Here is a 14,831-nt window from a genome sequence, read left to right as displayed (position 1 = left end):
AAAAGTCAAGGGTTATGGCGAGGCATGCGTACGGTGGGTGCGCAACGGACAGCCGGACAGGCGGGCGGCACACATCTTTGGGCAAAGCAGACCAAACCCCTGTAAATGAAGACGGCAAGGGCGGATTCCCATAAATCGGAGGTGATTTAAATGATGCGCATCTTTCACAAAATCACCCTTCCCGAAATGCAATCCAGGATTGTAGCGTCAACCCTGCACGACGCCGTGCAGCAACGTCTTTTTTTGATAACGAGGAACCGCACATGGGTTGGACCAACTACCAGATCGCCACCGCGCAGGAATCGACACCTGTACCGGGGGATGCCGGAAAGATCTTTTATGATGCCACACTCCACTATGTGAACATTCCGGCAAACGCCACAATCGTGATGTCCGGCGGCCCCAGCGGCGAAGGCCAGACATCCGTTGACGATGTGGTCAAACTGACCATGACGGACCAAAGTGATCCAGAGAACACCGCCACATATTCACATGACTACAGCAATGGCTGTTCCGGTGTGGTGACGCCGATGCAGCCAGTGGACCTAAGCGCGCAGTTCAGCGCGCTGGCTGGAAAAACCGTCAAGGCGACCATTGAATTCTATGATAAATGCGGCGGTTACCAGAGCGGGACAAATTTCTACATCTGCATCTACACGTGAAGCCGGCCTGTCATAACGGCGGCCCCAAAGCTTGCACCAAAAAGGGCGCCCCAAGGGCGCCCTTCCTGCTCATGGATATCTCACCGCAGACTGTTTCCCGGCACGAATTCCAGCCCTAATTCCGGCCCTGGCATCAGCCTCAGTTGTTCTGCTGCTGGGCTTCGATCTCGCGCCATTTGGCCACATTCCTGTTGTGCTCGTCCAGCGTCTCGGCAAACGCATGGCCGCCGGTGCCGTCGGCAACAAAGAACACATAATCCGTGGCTTCAGGGTTCACCGCGGCCTCCAGGCTTTCCATGCCGGGATTGGCGATCGGAGTCGGCGGCAGGCCTTCGATCACATAGGTGTTCCAGGGCGTGGCTTTGCGCAGCTCGCTTTGGCGCAGACCACGGCCCAGGACACCTTCGCCCTTGGTGACGCCGTAGATCACCGTCGGGTCCGTCTGCAGCCGCATGCCGCGGTTCAAGCGGTTGGTGAAGACCGAGGAGACCACGCCGCGTTCAGAGGCAACGCCGGTCTCCTTCTCAATGATCGAGGCGAGGACCAGCATTTCTTCGGGGCTGCCGACCGCAGCATCCGCGGACCGGCTTTCCCAGGCGGCGTTGATGCGCAGCTGCTGGCGCTCCTGCATCTCAGCCAGAACGGCGGCACGGTCTGTGCCGGTGGTGACCTCATAGCTGTCGGGCGCCAGGAGGCCCTCCCCCGGGCGTTCGCCGGGGTCGCCGTTCAGCACATCCATGGCCTTAAGCGCCTCAACCACCTGCCAGCTGGTCACGCCTTCGGCCAGCGCAATCCGGTAACGGGTGTCGGCCTCCTGGCGGGTCTCGGTATAGGCAGCAGGAACCTCCCCTTCGCCGAGGATGAAGGCGGCCTTTTCCTCGAATTTATTGGTCGCCGGATCCAATTCGCGCACCACGGTCTGAGTGCGGGTCACGCCGACGCGATAGACAATCTCGGTGCCGCAGGTGGAGGCGCCGGAATGGGTGATCCCGTCGATGATCCGCTCCATCGAGGAGCCCGGTTCCAGCAGGAAGCTGCCGGCCTTCAGTTGGCCGGTCTTCTCGCTGTATTTGGCGCCGAGGCGGAAGATGGCGGCGGAGGCGACCGCGCCCTGGGTTTCCAGATCGCGGCTGACCCGTGCCATGTTCGAGCCCCGCTCGACCCGCAGGCAGATCGCTGTCTCCAGCGGGCCTTCAGCGGTGTATTGCGATTTGCCCCACAGGATCAGACCGCCCAGCAGGAACAAAGCCGCAATAAGCACTGTCAGCATGTTGGAGGCGAGGCTGCGCCACATCAGCCGGCCTTTCCGAAGATCACCGAGGCATTGGTGCCGCCAAACCCAAAGGAGTTCGACAGCGCAATCTCAACCTTACGCTCACGTTTGGCGTTGGGGGCCAGATCCACTTGGCTTTCGATGGCGGGGTTGTCCAGATTGATGGTCGGCGGTGCGACTTGATCGCGGATCGCCAGGATCGAGAAGATCGCCTCAATCGCGCCGGCCGCGCCCAAGAGATGGCCGGTGGCCGATTTGGTCGAAGACATGGTGACATTGGCGGCGTGGTCGCCCAACAGCCGTTCAACCGCACCCAATTCAATTGTGTCGGCCATGGTCGAAGTGCCATGCGCATTGATATAGTCAATGGCAGACGGCTCCAGGCCCGCGTTTTTCAGCGCCGCCCTCATCGAGCGTTCACCGCCTTCGCCATTCTCGGACGGCGCGGTGATGTGGTAGGCGTCGCCCGACATGCCATAGCCCAGCACCTCGGCATAGATCTTGGCGCCGCGGGCCTTGGCGTGCTCGTAATCTTCCAGCACAACGATGCCGGCGCCCTCGCCCATGACAAAACCGTCACGGTCGGCGTCATAGGGGCGCGAGGCCGCCTTGGGGTCGTCGGCGCGTTTGGTGGACAGCGCCTTGCAGGCGTTGAAACCGGCAATGCCGATCTCGCAAATCGCGGCCTCGGCACCGCCTGCGATCATCACGTCGGCGTCGCCGGATTTGATCAGCCGCGCCGCATCGCCGATGGCGTGGGCGCCGGTCGAACAGGCGGTCACAACCGAATGGTTCGGGCCCTTGAAGCCAAAGCGGATCGACACCTGGCCCGAGATCAGGTTGATCAGCGCACCGGGGATAAAGAATGGGGACACCCGGCGGGGGCCTTTTTCCTTGATCATCACGGCGGTGTCCGCAATCGACGACAACCCGCCAATACCAGAGCCGATCATCACGCCGGTGCGCAGGCGGCTTTCTTCATCCTCGGGCGTCCAGCCGGCGTCCCGCACAGCCATATCCGCAGCAGCGATGCCATATAGAATGAAGTCGTCAATCTTCTTCTGGTCTTTCTTGATGACCCAGTCATCCGCGTTGAATGTACCCTCGGAGCCATCGCCGCGCGGCACCTCACAGGCATATGTGGTGGTTACACCGCTGGCTTCGGCATCAAACAGGGTAATCGGGCCCGCGCCCGACTGGCCGTCCAGCAACCGGGACCAGGTTTCTTCGACTCCGCTGGCCAGCGGGGTGACCAGGCCCAGTCCGGTGACAACTACTCGACGCATTCCTTGCTCTCCTTTGCCTCGGCAATCCGTCCGTTCAAATAGCTTGGAATGGCGGCTGGGTGCAAGAGCGGGCTGATCTGCAGTGCCGCCATGTGCAATGTGCATTTCACGGAGAAATTGCGAGAGTAGAATTTATTGTTAACCAATACCCCCTAGGTTGATATCGCGATGATGACAGAACTCGGCATCCGTCCTCGTGGATTGCCAAAACCGGGCTGGAGGTCTGGGCCAATTTTCCTCCAGCCCGTCTTTTTCTCCCAGCAATGCTGACAGCACATTGCTTATGCTCGTTTCACCGGCGATCCGTGCCCTGACTTGTTTGCCCTCTGCTCCGCCGGTTTCCATGTTGCTGTCCCGGCGTTGCCAGCCGCGGTTCAGACCCGGGCGCCGGCCAGCCGCCAGAGACCGGCAAATTTCCGCCACTGGGAAGATCAAGGCCAAGGCCGGCGGAAATTGCGCTTCGAGGCGCCTCTGGTCGCCGGAGCATCCCTGCGGCTGCTGCCTGTGCACTGTGCCCTGCGCAGCCTGGATGGTCTGGGCGGCCCCCAAAAGCCGCCTGCGTTAACGGCACATTTGCATTTATACGTCATTCTTTTAGTCCAAAGGCATAAAGGAACGGCCCCGCCATGCGCAATTGGCTCCCGCTAACTGCATTTTTACTGGTTATTGGACTGCTGCCGGAACGCGCAGCCGCCAGTTGCGCTGTGCATCAAGATTTGTCGAACCTGCACCGGGCGTCCAAGGGGTTCCTCGCCTATCTCAGCTCCGGCCAGAATGCATTTTATGTGCAGCATCTGCGCAGCTGGATCAGCACAAACCCGCCCGCGCCGATGCGGCAGCGGATGAAAGCGGTTGGCATTCAATCCGTCGCTGCCGGCATGCAGGAGCTTTTACAGCAGCAGCAGGTCCTGCTGAAAATCCTCTCCAGCCAGGGCCGGGCCGCCGCGCTTGAAACTGCGCGCCATATGGGCACCCCGGTGCTGGCGTCGGAATTCGGAATCCGTGTCGAAGCTTTGCCCTGCGACCGGGTGAAGGAAAGCGGCAATGGCAGCAAGCTGGTTGCCGTGGCTGCGGGCGATGCACGGCAGAGCCAGCAAATCAGAAATGCCGCAATTGCCTGGCTGTCGTTTCTGGTTCTGGGCGGCAGTGCGCTGTATTTCCTGGACCGGATCGGCATCCGCAAAATCCGCCGCACGAAACGCTACCCCTGCGCAGTGCCTTGCGTCTTGCAGGCGGGCGGCCGGACAGTCCAAGCTCATCTGGTCGATCTGAGCCGGGCCGGCGCCAAGGTGCGCCCGGACAGCCCTTGCGAAGTGTCTGGGCGGGTGACCCTCAATTTCGGCGGATACACAATGGACGCCCAGGTCCGCTGGCAAACCCCCGGCTATTGCGGCGTCCAATTCTCCAAGGATTTCAACTTCATGCAATTGCACCGCCTGCTTGAGGCCTTCCCGCTTCAGGGCGACGGCCTGCGTGAAGAAGTGCGGCTCGGTATATAACAGCCCTCCGGCGCGCCAAAGGATCCGGCGGGTCCAGCACAAAAACTGTGCAATTCAACTGCCCTTCCAAATGAAACCGCCTGGAAAAGACACGCGAACCTGACATGTCCCGCACGGACTTGCCAGGCGGCAGGCGCATTGCGTGTCTTTTCAGTTCCGAAATCACCGGCCAATGTCACACACCGTAAGGTGCAACTCCGGACGGTGTTGCCGGTTTTATGGTGAATTATATACCCGCATAGAGGGTGTTAACGGTATCCAATTATCCATTGAGTGGTTCTACTGCATCCAACACCGCGACTGCACTTCCTCTCATGACCGGAAGGGTCCTGTATTGAAACACTGGCCATTGATTATCGCTCTATCCATTGCCCCGGCTGTGGTTTGCGGCAGTGCAGGCATGGCTGCCGCATCATCCAGGGCGACCTGCATGCTGCAATCGGATCTCGCGCTTATGCGGCATGAGATGCGTGAATTCCTGGATTATTTGCGGACCGGGCAACAGGACGGCCAGGCCAAGAACCTTCGCCATTGGATGGCTGACCACCCGGCCGTACCGCTACGCATGCGGATGCGCAGGTCGGGCATGGGGGCCTATGAACCGCTTACCATGAGGTTGATTACACAACAAAAAGGCCTTCTCGAAGTATACCGTATCCATGGACGGGAACGGGCGGAGGTCAGTGCGCGGCGGCTGGGCGCACGGGCCTTGCTGGAGAATTTATCCCGACAGATCGTTTCTTTGCCCTGCGATTTCGTACCGAAAGACATGCAAATCGGTCAGGCACAGGCAAACCTCGGCCCATTGCTGCCGTACCGGCGGAGGACCGCTATTGCCAGTTCTCTCTTAGCTCTGCTTCTCGCCGGCGCCGGCCTGTTTTTGGCAGAGCGAGTCACGCGCAAACGCTTGCGGCTAAGGCGCCGTTACCATTGCTCTTTGCCGTGCACCCTGCACTGCCGCCAGCGCCGGTTCCCTGCAAAAATTGTGGACATCAGCCGGGTGGGTGCAAAAATCCGGGTGCTGGAGCAACCGCAAGAACCGCGCGAACCGCAGTTCAATATCAAAGAGGCTGTAATCGCCTCGGTGCCCGGTGTGGCGTCTTTTGACGCGCAGATTATGTGGCAAAACGCCGACTATTTCGGCATCAAATTCAATGCCAAACTGCTGCGTGCCGATTTGAAAGCCTTGCTCAATTCAAATCAACCGGATCAGCAACAACCGGAACCCGCCGCCAACGAAGCATGATCCAGCAACATGCTGCCGGCCTTCCGGATCCCTGCCTTCAGTACCGGGCGACTCGAAGGATGGCCGCAACAGGGGCAAAAAAGCCTGCGGACCAAAATCCGCAGGCATTGATTTATTGGAACTCGGCGACCGGCTCGGGTTCGGGCCGGGCCACTTCCAGAACTTCCTCGACAGTCACTGTTTTGCGGAACAGCGCCCGGCCAATCATCGCACCGGAAATATTATAGATGTATTTCAGGCGCGAAACATCATCCGAGCTGCGCACAACGCCATTGGCGATCACCGGCGTGCGGGACTTTTCCGCGAGGGCGGAAATCAGGCCAAGCTGAGCTTCGAGATCCGACATGTCGCTGTCGATATCGGTGACAATGATTCCCGCCAGCGGCGCGGAATCAAACGCTGCGATAAAGTCCTCGGGCGAGATTGCGCCGGACTGGCGCCAGCCATCGGTCATCACCTGGCCCTGGTATACATCCACGGCCAGCACGATCTGGTCCGGGTGGTGTTTGGCCAGTTCCTGAACCAGCTGCGGATCGCGCGCGGCCAGCGTGCCGATCACGACGCGCCCTGCGCCTTTGTCGATCCAATGCTCGGCATGCTCGCGTGAGCGGATGCCGCCGCCCAGCTGCACCGGAATGCCGGCGCCGCGGATGATGTCGCAGATCAGCTCCTCGTTGCAGTGATCGCCTTCAATTGCGTTGAAGTCGGTCACATGCATCCATTCCGCCCCGGCGGCCGCAAATCCCTTGGCGGTTTCCACCGGATCCACATGCCAGATCATCGGCTCATCCAGGCGGCCCTTTTCGAGGCTCACGCAGCGGCCGTTCTGAATCTCCATAGTGGGGTAAATCATCATGATGCCTATCTCCTAAGTTTTGCCTCTTACAAAGAGATTAGCACGGAACGCTGCCGCCGGAACGCCGTATCATGACGATTTATGGAACAATTGCGGCGCAGCGGAGTTGTCGCTTGATAGCGCAAACAAACACCCCGCAAATTTTCCGGCAAAATGGGAATCAGAACCCTGCCGGACAAACGAAAACGGCGCCTTCCCCGATGGGAAGACGCCGCTGGGTCCGGTTCTCCGGAAGCGTGGCTTAGGACGCTTCGGAGATAAATTTAACCGCGTCGCCGAAGGTCTGGATGGTTTCGGCTGCGTCGTCCGGGATCTCGATGCCGAACTCTTCTTCAAACGCCATCACCAGTTCCACGGTGTCCAGGCTGTCTGCGCCCAGATCGTCAATGAAGGAAGCGTTTTCGGTGACCTTGTCTTCTTCTACACCCAGGTGCTCAACAACGATCTTTTTTACGCGGTCTGCGACGTCGCTCATGTCTATTCCTCGTCTTTCAGGGCACTCTGCCCAGTTCTGCCCTTGCCCGTTCGGGCGGCGTGGTTATTGCCCGGAGCGGGCGTTGTAATCCCCGCCGGGCGGGGACAGTGCGGCGGCTCCCTTGGGGAAACACCAGTACAGATATGCGCCGCCTATAACATAGACCGCGGCCAAGGCAAACGGTTTCGCTTGGTCACAGCAGCCGGGGCCAGATGGCTTCTGGCGGCTATGAAGGGTGCAGATGGCCCCGTAATCAAGTGCTTGCAAGAGGGGCAGAGCAAATTTTTCGCAAATCCGCTCCTTTTCAATTGCTTGGCAGCGAAACCTGCACCGTTCCTACGGCCCGGTCAGGCCGGGGCAGACATGGAAAATCCCTGCAGGCAGGCTGCAGGGCACAGGTGGGCGCGGGGCTTAGATCATTGCCATGCCGCCATTCACATGCAGCGTGGTGCCGGTGACATAACCCGCTTCCTGGCTGGCCAGATACAGAACGGCTGAGGCGATTTCTTTCGATTCCCCCATGCGGCCGGCCGGGATCTGGGTCAGGATCGCGTCTTTCTGGCTATCGTTCAGCTTGTCGGTCATTGCGGTTGCGATAAAGCCCGGGGCAACCGCGTTCACGGTGATGCCGCGATTGGCGATCTCATAGGCCAGCGATTTGGACATGCCGACCATGCCGGCCTTAGATGCCGCATAGTTGGCCTGGCCCGGGTTGCCGGTGGCGCCCACGACCGAGGAGATGTTGATGATGCGGCCCCAGCGTGCCTTCATCATGCCGCGCAGAACGCCGCGGCACAGGCGCATGGTCGAGGTGAGGTTCACGTTCAGCACGCTCTCCCATTCCTCGTCTTTCATGCGCATGAACAGGTTGTCACGTGTGATGCCCGCGTTGTTCACCAGAATGTCGACCGAGCCCATGGCGGCAGCCGCCTGTTTCGGCAGAGCCTCAACCGACTCTGCATCCGACAGGTTGCAGGTCAGCACATGGGCGCGCTCGCCCAGCTCCTCGGCCAAGGCATTAAGCGGCTCTTCACGGGTGCCGGACAGGGCCACGGTGGCGCCTGCGGCGTGCAGGGCGCGGGCGATGTCGCCGCCGATGCCTCCCGAAGCGCCGGTCACAAGGGCGTTCTTGCCAGTCAGATCAAACATTTTCTTGTCCTTTATATCAGAGGCCGGCGCGGCACGGGCGCGCGCCGGCTAAATCCCTTTATGTTTCGGCGGCAGCCTTGGCGTCTTCGGGGGCGCCCACCTGGCGGCAAACCAGCGCACGGTCGATCTTGCGGATCATGCCGGACAGGGCTTTGCCCGCACCGATTTCCCAGAATTCGGTCACACCGTTGGCGGCCATCACCTGCACGCTTTCGCGCCAGCGGACCGAGCCGGTCACCTGTTCCACCAGCAATGCGCGGATTTCATCCGGGTTGGTCACTGCGTCGGCGCGCACATTGGCGATCAGCGGCACCGCCGGGGATTTGATGTCCACACCCGCCAGCGCTTCGGCCATGACGTCAGCTGCGGGCTGCATCAGGGCGCAGTGGAACGGGGCGCTGACCGGCAGCATCACCGCGCGTTTGGCGCCCTTTTCCTTGGCGATCACCGCAGCGCGTTCGACCGCTGCCTTGGTTCCGGAGACCACCACCTGTGTCGGGTCATTGTCGTTGGCCGCCTGGCAAACCTCGCCCTGCGCGGCCTCCTCTGCCACGGCGCGCACAGCCTCAAGATCCAAGCCCAGGATCGCGGCCATGGCGCCCTCGCCCACCGGAACCGCGCTCTGCATCGCGAGACCGCGGGTGCGCAGGAGGCGCGCAGTGTCAGCGACCGAAATCGACCCCGCCGAAGCCAGCGCCGAATATTCACCCAGGGAATGGCCGGCCACAAAGGAGGCCTTGCCGATGGTGACGCCTTCGGCCTCCAGCGCGCGCATGGAGGCCATCGAGGTGGCCATCAGCGCGGGCTGAGCGTTCTGGGTCAGGGTCAGGGTTTCAATATCGCCCTCCCAGATCAGCTGGCTCAGGCTTTCACCCAAAGCGTCATCCACCTCGTCAAAGATGGCTTTGGCGGCTGGATAAGCCTCGGCCAGTGCTTTGCCCATACCGATGGTCTGGGCACCCTGTCCCGGGAACACAAATGCGATCGTCATTGAAGACCTCGTCTGTTTTAACGTTTTGCCTGATTTAGCGGGCCTTTCCCTTGCGTACAAGCAAAGCCGCACTTTGCGCACCAAAGCTGTGCACCGGCTGACAATTCCTGCCGTTGCAACGCAGCCCCCCGCGGTTAGGTTAGAGCCACCGGAATCTGACAAGGAAATGCGCGCCAATGTCCCGTGCCAACACGTTCACCTCTTACGGCAGTGTCGCCAAAACGTTTCACTGGCTGACCGCCCTGCTGATTTTCTCGGCCTTTCCGCTGGGGTATTTCGCCAATGAGCTGGCGCATGAGATCCAAAGCCCCGGCTTTGACGGCAGCCAGGCGGTGATTGCAAGGGCCACCCTGCTGTTCTCATTGCATAAGACTGTGGGGGTTGCTGTGTTCTTTACGGCGCTGCTGCGGATCCTGTGGGCGCTGAGCCAGCCGAAACCCGGCCTGCTGCATCCCGATCGTAAGGCCGAGGCGCTGGCGGCCGAGATGGTGCATTGGCTGCTGTACGGCTCGCTGGTGGCGGTGCCGCTGTCGGGGTGGATCCATCACGCCGCGACCACCGGTTTTGCGCCGATCTGGTGGCCGTTCGGGCAGAGCCTGCCGTTTGTGCCGAAATCCGACCACACGGCGGATTTTTTCGGCGGCTTGCACTGGGTTCTGGTCTGGACCCTGGCCGCCTCGCTGGGCCTGCATATCGCCGGGGCAGTGAAACATCATGTGATGGACCGCGACGCCACTTTGCGCCGGATGCTGCCGGGCCGTGCTGACTTGCCGCAGCCGCCCGCGCAAAGCCACAGCCTGATGCCGGTGCTGGCAGCGCTGGCGGTCTGGGCCGGCGCCATGGGCGGCGGCGCGGCCATTGGTGTCTTTGGCGGTCATGACCACAGCCACGGGAACGCGCAGGATCACGGCACGGAAGGCACCGTGGCCCCAGTTGTGGCAGTGGACCCTGCGGCCGGGGGCGGCTGGATGGTGCAGTCCGGTACACTAGGCCTGTCCGTCACCCAGATGGGCAGCGTCATTTCGGGTAGTTTCAGCGAGTGGTCTGCGGTGATCAACTTTCAGGAACCCGCGGCCCCGGGTCCGGCGGGTGATGTGGAGGTGACAGTGTCGATCCCGTCTCTGGAATTGGGATCGGTTGCCGGTCAGGCCATGGGCGCCGATTACTTTGACAGCGCAAATTTCCCAACTGCCCTGTTCAAGGCGGATATCGAAAAGCTGGCCGCAGGATATCAGGCATCAGGCACCCTGACCATCAAGGGCCAGACGGTGCCGGTCACCCTGCCCTTCAGCCTGGATCTGCAGGGCGGCACCGCAATGATGGCCGGCACGCTGACCCTGAACCGTCTCGATTTCGGCATTGGCAAAAGCTTGCCGGATGAAAGTTCGCTGGGGTTTGCCGTGGAGGTTCCGGTGGAGCTGGAGGCCAAACGGGCGGAATAATCCGGGCGCTGGCAGATCCGGGTGCCGGTTGATCCGGGGCCGGAGCCCTCCCGCGCCTGCGGGTGATCAGCGGGCTGATCACCCTGGCAGCCTTGGGCACAGCGCCGCGCTGACGCGCGGCGCTGTGCCGTTTCAGCCGGTCTGTTTCTGCGCAACAGGTTTTACCGCATCGAGATGTCAGTGACGGTGCCGGTAGTAGCCGCCGTGGCGGGTGCGGTGGCGGTGTATGCCGCGGTCATGGTTCCTGTGGCGGCCCGCGTAATGGCCGCGGCCGCGATGCGGCCGGTAGTAGGTGCGCGGCTGATACGAATGCGTGTAGCCGCGGTGACGGTCATTACGGTCATTCAGGTTTTTGGCAATAAGACCTAGAGCAATCAGCCCGGCAATGGCGCGGGCCGTATCACGGCCTGTGTCATGTGCGGCAGCCGGTGGTGTGAACGCCAGGTTGGCAGCGAGGGCCAATGCCGCACCGGCTGAAACGAAGTAGCCTAGGCGAAACATGATGCCTCCTTTCTTAAGCGGCCGGAGGGGCCGGTTACAGCCTGCCGCAGCAGCTAGGAGAACACCAATGAACTTCTGTCACGCTTTGGCGAGGGGCCCGGCGCCGGATCCAACGCCGGATCTATGTCCGGGCTAGAAGACGGGTTGGTGGCCGGGCAACAAAAAACCGCCAGCCCCGGAGGAGCTGGCGGCAAGCCTTTCAAAGCAGAGGCTCAGCCTTAGCTGTCGGCCTTCATCGCTTCGACCGAGATTTTGATGTTCACCTCGTCGCTGACGAAAGGCGCGAACTGGCCCAGATTGTAGTCCGACCGCAGCACCGAGGTTGTGGCGTCAAAACCGGCCCAGGGCTTTTTCGCCATCGGGTGGTCGCCGGTCTGGTTCAGCTTGGCGTCCAGCACCACCGGTTTGGTCACGCCGTTCAGGGTCAGATCACCGCTGATCTTGGCAGTGTTGTCGCCGGTCACTTCGATCGCGGTGGAGGTGAAGCTGACAGTTTCGTCTTCGGTTGCGTCAAAGAAATCCTTGGTCATGAAATGGTCGAAACGGGCCTGCCAGCCGGTGAACATCATGCTGAGCGGCATGGACACCGCGACACTGGAGGCTGCCGGGTCTTCCTGGTCGAACATGATCTCGCCTTCAAAGCCGGCGAACATACCATAGGTAGTCGAGTAGCCCAGATGGTTGTAATCAAACAGGATCTGGCTGTGGCTGGAATCCAGCACGTATTTTTCCGGGGCGGCAGCAGCGCCGGTTGCAGCAACAGCGGCCAGGGCGGCAGCAATCAGGGTCGTTTTCATGGGAAAAGCTCCGTCAGAATAAATCATGAGGCAACAGATGCGGCGCATGCGCCCGAAAGGGAAGCCCGCAAAAACCAACATTACCTGTGAACGGGCGAACACAAAACCCGCCGGACAGGCCGGCGGATTTTCCTCGCGCAAATGTGAAGGCGGGTCAGGTCAGAATCCGCACCGCACCGCTGAGCTGGTCGCGCAGCTGGCTGCGCATCGCGGCAGAGCCGATGGGCAGCTCGATCAGCAGGCTGCCGTCGGTCTCATACAATTGCACCGACACCGCCGTCAGCCGCGCCCCGCCCAAGGTGTCATAGCTGCGGCGCAACACGGTACACGGACGGCCCCGGCCATCCCGCTGCAGCACCCGCAGTTCGCGCCGCACCGGATCAAAGCAGGCTTCGGGCCGGTTGCCCGGTTCATGCGTTGTCATCAGCACCAGACCAATCAGCAAAAAGGCAACCGAGATACCGATCCTGATCAGGTTCATTTCCGGATCGGCGCCAGAACCCGGCACCAGCCACAATCCGGTGGAGCTGAGGATCATCGCGGCCCCCAAAACCCGAAGCAGCGCAACCCGGAGCTTCCAGTTGGCCTCCAGTCTGAGACTAAGCGGCACAGCTGCTGCCATCGCACCAAACGCAGCGGCTCCGGGGGTTTTGGTAACCTGCGGCGGGGTTTGGTCTGTCACTGCCATTTGATTGCCCTTTTTCAAGCTGCACCTGCCGGATGGCCCGGCTCCGCGGTTTCTGCCCGCGTTAAGGCTTCGTTAATCAGTGAAGACCTGCTTTGGGGCATCAATACGGCGGGCTAGCGGTATTGCAGCGGCGGCAGCGGCTGGCGGCGTGAAACCGCCCTTTTGCCTTGCTCTTTCAGCCGCAGCCTGTATAGGAGGCCCTGCTTCCGCGACATTTTCGATCCGCGCAGCCTCTCGTGACCGGGCAGCGGAAGCTTTGATGCCCGTTCTATGAAATGCGCCTAGACACAAACAGGAGTTCGCATGCCACTCTATGAGCATGTCATGATTGCGCGTCAGGACCTGTCCAACTCGCAAGCTGAAGGCCTCATCGAACATTTCGGTGCTGTACTGTCCGACAACGGCGGCAAGCTGGTCGAGCAGGAGTACTGGGGCGTCAAAACGATGGCCTACAAGATCAACAAGAACCGCAAGGGGCACTACTCCTTCCTGAAGACTGACGCCTCTGCCGGCGCCATTCAGGAAATGGAACGCCTGATGCGTCTGCATGACGACGTGATGCGCGTCCTGACCATCAAGGTCGACGAGCACAAGGAAGGCCCCTCGGTCCAGATGCAGAAACGCGATGAACGCGACACCCGTCGCGAGCGCCGCTGATCTTAGCTTGAGAAAAGGACGCTAAACCATGGCAGCCAAACCGTTTTTCCGCCGCCGCAAAGTGTGCCCCTTCTCGGGCGACAACGCACCGGCGATCGACTACAAAGACACCCGTCTTCTGCAGCGCTACATTTCCGAGCGCGGCAAGATCGTACCGTCGCGCATCACCGCCGTTTCGGCCAAGAAGCAGCGTGAGCTGGCCCGTGCTATCAAGCGCGCCCGCTTCCTCGCCCTGCTGCCCTACGCCGTGAAGTAAGGAGATAAGCACATGCAAGTTATCCTTCTTGAGCGCGTTGCGAAGCTGGGCCAGATGGGCGACGTCGTTGACGTAAAGCCCGGGTTCGCCCGCAACTTCCTGCTGCCGCAGGGCAAGGCGAAAACCGCCTCTGAGGCCAATATCGCATCTTTTGAGGACCAGAAAGCGCAGCTGGAAGCGCGCAACCTGGAAACCAAAAAAGAGGCCGAGGCTCTGGCAGCAAAGCTGGACGGCCAGCAGTTCATCGTGATTCGCTCCGCATCGGACGCGGGCGCGCTGTACGGCTCGGTTACCCCGCGCGACGCAGCCGATGCTGCAACCGCAGACGGTTTCACCGTCGACAAGAAACAGGTCGCCCTGATCGCTCCGATCAAATACCTCGGCCTGCATTCTGTCTCCGTGCGCCTGCACCCGGAAGTCGAAGCCGTCATCAATCTGAACGTTGCCCGCTCGGTCGAAGAAGCCGAACTGCAGGCATCCGGTAAATCGATCCAGGAGCTGGCCGCCGAAGAGGAAGCCGCTGCTGAATACGAGATCTCGGAACTGTTCGACGATATCGGTTCCGCTGCGTCTGACGACGACGACGCGCCGGTTGCTGACGCCGCTGGCGAAGAAATCAACTGATCCAACCGGATCAGGGAAACAGGGAAAAGGCCGCTCGATTGAGCGGCCTTTTCTTTTTTATCTTAACAGTTTGAAAAGATGTCCTAAGTTGTAGGAACATACACCTCCCCCATAAACCTCCCGTTTGCCTTCCTTTGGCAGGATGGTGCCGGGAGAAGGAAAAAAACGGGGCCGTGATATGGAAAAATCATTGGAGCAAGAGGAACTGGCCTTGCGCCGCCGGCTGTTGTTCCGGTTGCTGCGCGGGCACAGGTTCGACACGCCGGTCTTCAAAACCGAGGCGATTTCCGACCCGGTGCCGCAGGGGATGATCAAACCTGGAAACGGGCTATTCACGCCTTCGGGGTCTGCTGCGCAGCCCCCTTCTCAGGACGGATCCCAGTCCTGCAGCCCATAACTCCGGAGTGCCGCCAGGCTGACAGGTCAAGG

At 60.9% G+C, this 14,831-nt stretch carries 17 protein-coding genes; 8 read left to right on the top strand and 9 right to left on the bottom strand.

Going from position 1 to position 14,831, the window contains the following annotated elements; all coding sequences use genetic code 11:
* Nucleotides 1-263 precede the first annotated feature (263 nt).
* Nucleotides 264-662, top strand: coding sequence for a hypothetical protein (locus tag K3557_RS07785; protein ID WP_259998933.1), 399 nt, complete (start codon nucleotides 264-266; stop codon nucleotides 660-662).
* A 139-nt stretch (nucleotides 663-801) separates the two neighbouring features.
* Here the strand turns inward: K3557_RS07785 and mltG are convergent, their stop codons facing one another.
* Together mltG and fabF are read right to left on the bottom strand one after the other, a co-directional pair.
* On the bottom strand, nucleotides 802-1,956 hold the full coding sequence (gene mltG, locus K3557_RS07780) for an endolytic transglycosylase MltG (protein ID WP_259991926.1): 1,155 nt from the start codon (nucleotides 1,954-1,956) through the stop codon (nucleotides 802-804).
* Nucleotides 1,956-3,221, bottom strand: coding sequence for a beta-ketoacyl-ACP synthase II (fabF, locus tag K3557_RS07775; protein WP_259991924.1), 1,266 nt, complete (start codon nucleotides 3,219-3,221; stop codon nucleotides 1,956-1,958). Before fabF ends, mltG begins: the two co-directional genes overlap by 1 nt.
* Nucleotides 3,222-3,925: 704 nt before the next feature.
* On the opposite strand from fabF, the gene K3557_RS07770 reads away from it, so the two are divergent.
* Together K3557_RS07770 and K3557_RS07765 are read left to right on the top strand one after the other, a co-directional pair.
* Nucleotides 3,926-4,720: a PilZ domain-containing protein gene (locus K3557_RS07770; protein WP_259998931.1), complete on the top strand. Its 795-nt coding sequence runs from the start codon at nucleotides 3,926-3,928 to the stop codon at nucleotides 4,718-4,720.
* A gap of 349 nt (nucleotides 4,721-5,069) precedes the next feature.
* Complete coding sequence (locus K3557_RS07765) at nucleotides 5,070-5,966, top strand: PilZ domain-containing protein (RefSeq protein WP_259998929.1); 897 nt, start codon at nucleotides 5,070-5,072, stop codon at nucleotides 5,964-5,966.
* Between the two features lie 112 nt (nucleotides 5,967-6,078).
* Here K3557_RS07765 and K3557_RS07760 read toward each other — a convergent pair whose 3' ends face one another.
* From K3557_RS07760 to fabD, 4 genes are all read right to left on the bottom strand, one after another.
* Entirely contained in the window at nucleotides 6,079-6,822 is a 744-nt protein-coding gene (locus tag K3557_RS07760; protein WP_259991918.1) for a 1-(5-phosphoribosyl)-5-[(5-phosphoribosylamino)methylideneamino] imidazole-4-carboxamide isomerase, read from the bottom strand.
* Between the two features lie 241 nt (nucleotides 6,823-7,063).
* Complete coding sequence (locus K3557_RS07755) at nucleotides 7,064-7,297, bottom strand: acyl carrier protein (protein ID WP_005982462.1); 234 nt, start codon at nucleotides 7,295-7,297, stop codon at nucleotides 7,064-7,066.
* Between the two features lie 411 nt (nucleotides 7,298-7,708).
* Nucleotides 7,709-8,446, bottom strand: coding sequence for a 3-oxoacyl-ACP reductase FabG (gene fabG, locus K3557_RS07750; RefSeq protein WP_259998927.1), 738 nt, complete (start codon nucleotides 8,444-8,446; stop codon nucleotides 7,709-7,711).
* Nucleotides 8,447-8,504: 58 nt separating this feature from the next.
* Complete coding sequence (gene fabD / locus K3557_RS07745) at nucleotides 8,505-9,437, bottom strand: ACP S-malonyltransferase (protein ID WP_259998925.1); 933 nt, start codon at nucleotides 9,435-9,437, stop codon at nucleotides 8,505-8,507.
* A 176-nt stretch (nucleotides 9,438-9,613) separates the two neighbouring features.
* Between fabD and K3557_RS07740 the strand changes: the two genes are divergently transcribed.
* Nucleotides 9,614-10,879 (top strand): cytochrome b/b6 domain-containing protein, encoded by a 1,266-nt coding sequence (locus K3557_RS07740; protein ID WP_259998922.1) that lies wholly within the window; start codon nucleotides 9,614-9,616, stop codon nucleotides 10,877-10,879.
* Nucleotides 10,880-11,056: 177 nt separating this feature from the next.
* On the opposite strand, the gene K3557_RS07735 is transcribed toward K3557_RS07740, so the two are convergent.
* The 3 genes from K3557_RS07735 to K3557_RS07725 form a co-directional block, all read right to left on the bottom strand.
* Entirely contained in the window at nucleotides 11,057-11,380 is a 324-nt protein-coding gene (locus K3557_RS07735) for a hypothetical protein (RefSeq protein ID WP_259998920.1), read from the bottom strand.
* 218 nt (nucleotides 11,381-11,598) lie between these two features.
* Nucleotides 11,599-12,177, bottom strand: coding sequence for a YceI family protein (locus K3557_RS07730; protein WP_259991908.1), 579 nt, complete (start codon nucleotides 12,175-12,177; stop codon nucleotides 11,599-11,601).
* 154 nt (nucleotides 12,178-12,331) lie between these two features.
* Nucleotides 12,332-12,865: a hypothetical protein gene (locus tag K3557_RS07725; protein ID WP_259991906.1), complete on the bottom strand. Its 534-nt coding sequence runs from the start codon at nucleotides 12,863-12,865 to the stop codon at nucleotides 12,332-12,334.
* A gap of 303 nt (nucleotides 12,866-13,168) precedes the next feature.
* On the opposite strand from K3557_RS07725, the gene rpsF reads away from it, so the two are divergent.
* The 4 genes from rpsF (at nucleotide 13,169) to K3557_RS07705 (ending at nucleotide 14,799) form a co-directional block, all read left to right on the top strand.
* The gene (gene rpsF / locus K3557_RS07720; RefSeq protein ID WP_027259123.1) at nucleotides 13,169-13,522 is read left to right on the top strand and encodes a 30S ribosomal protein S6; all 354 of its coding nucleotides are present in this window, start codon (nucleotides 13,169-13,171) and stop codon (nucleotides 13,520-13,522) included.
* Nucleotides 13,523-13,550: 28 nt separating this feature from the next.
* Nucleotides 13,551-13,778 carry a 30S ribosomal protein S18 gene (gene rpsR, locus K3557_RS07715; RefSeq protein ID WP_005852865.1) on the top strand — a complete coding sequence of 76 codons (228 nt, stop codon included), beginning with the start codon at nucleotides 13,551-13,553 and terminating at the stop codon, nucleotides 13,776-13,778.
* A gap of 12 nt (nucleotides 13,779-13,790) precedes the next feature.
* Nucleotides 13,791-14,402 (top strand): 50S ribosomal protein L9, encoded by a 612-nt coding sequence (gene rplI / locus K3557_RS07710; RefSeq protein WP_259998918.1) that lies wholly within the window; start codon nucleotides 13,791-13,793, stop codon nucleotides 14,400-14,402.
* A gap of 178 nt (nucleotides 14,403-14,580) precedes the next feature.
* A complete protein-coding gene (locus K3557_RS07705; protein WP_259998916.1) occupies nucleotides 14,581-14,799 on the top strand; it encodes a hypothetical protein in 219 nt (72 codons plus the stop codon).
* The last annotated feature ends 32 nt before the right edge of the window (nucleotides 14,800-14,831 follow it).

Source organism: Leisingera sp. M523 (assembly GCF_025141335.1).
GTDB lineage: Bacteria > Pseudomonadota > Alphaproteobacteria > Rhodobacterales > Rhodobacteraceae > Leisingera.
The sequence above is the reverse complement of the archived record's forward strand: the minus strand, read 5'-3'. Positions and strand labels throughout refer to the sequence as shown.

What these genes read in the sequence shown, in the direction of transcription:
- K3557_RS07730 (WP_259991908.1), bottom strand. Translation starts at nt 12,177, where the DNA reads ATGAAAACGACCCTGATTGCTGCCGCCCTGGCCGCTGTTGCTGCAACC.
- fabG (WP_259998927.1), bottom strand. Translation starts at nt 8,446, where the DNA reads ATGTTTGATCTGACTGGCAAGAACGCCCTTGTGACCGGCGCTTCGGGA.
- rpsR (WP_005852865.1), top strand. Translation starts at nt 13,551, where the DNA reads ATGGCAGCCAAACCGTTTTTCCGCCGCCGCAAAGTGTGCCCCTTCTCG.
- rpsF (WP_027259123.1), top strand. Translation starts at nt 13,169, where the DNA reads ATGCCACTCTATGAGCATGTCATGATTGCGCGTCAGGACCTGTCCAAC.
- K3557_RS07705 (WP_259998916.1), top strand. Translation starts at nt 14,581, where the DNA reads ATGGAAAAATCATTGGAGCAAGAGGAACTGGCCTTGCGCCGCCGGCTG.
- fabF (WP_259991924.1), bottom strand. Translation starts at nt 3,221, where the DNA reads ATGCGTCGAGTAGTTGTCACCGGACTGGGCCTGGTCACCCCGCTGGCC.
- K3557_RS07740 (WP_259998922.1), top strand. Translation starts at nt 9,614, where the DNA reads ATGTCCCGTGCCAACACGTTCACCTCTTACGGCAGTGTCGCCAAAACG.
- K3557_RS07725 (WP_259991906.1), bottom strand. Translation starts at nt 12,865, where the DNA reads ATGGCAGTGACAGACCAAACCCCGCCGCAGGTTACCAAAACCCCCGGA.
- K3557_RS07785 (WP_259998933.1), top strand. Translation starts at nt 264, where the DNA reads ATGGGTTGGACCAACTACCAGATCGCCACCGCGCAGGAATCGACACCT.
- K3557_RS07755 (WP_005982462.1), bottom strand. Translation starts at nt 7,297, where the DNA reads ATGAGCGACGTCGCAGACCGCGTAAAAAAGATCGTTGTTGAGCACCTG.
- fabD (WP_259998925.1), bottom strand. Translation starts at nt 9,437, where the DNA reads ATGACGATCGCATTTGTGTTCCCGGGACAGGGTGCCCAGACCATCGGT.
- K3557_RS07735 (WP_259998920.1), bottom strand. Translation starts at nt 11,380, where the DNA reads ATGTTTCGCCTAGGCTACTTCGTTTCAGCCGGTGCGGCATTGGCCCTC.
- K3557_RS07760 (WP_259991918.1), bottom strand. Translation starts at nt 6,822, where the DNA reads ATGATGATTTACCCCACTATGGAGATTCAGAACGGCCGCTGCGTGAGC.
- mltG (WP_259991926.1), bottom strand. Translation starts at nt 1,956, where the DNA reads ATGTGGCGCAGCCTCGCCTCCAACATGCTGACAGTGCTTATTGCGGCT.
- rplI (WP_259998918.1), top strand. Translation starts at nt 13,791, where the DNA reads ATGCAAGTTATCCTTCTTGAGCGCGTTGCGAAGCTGGGCCAGATGGGC.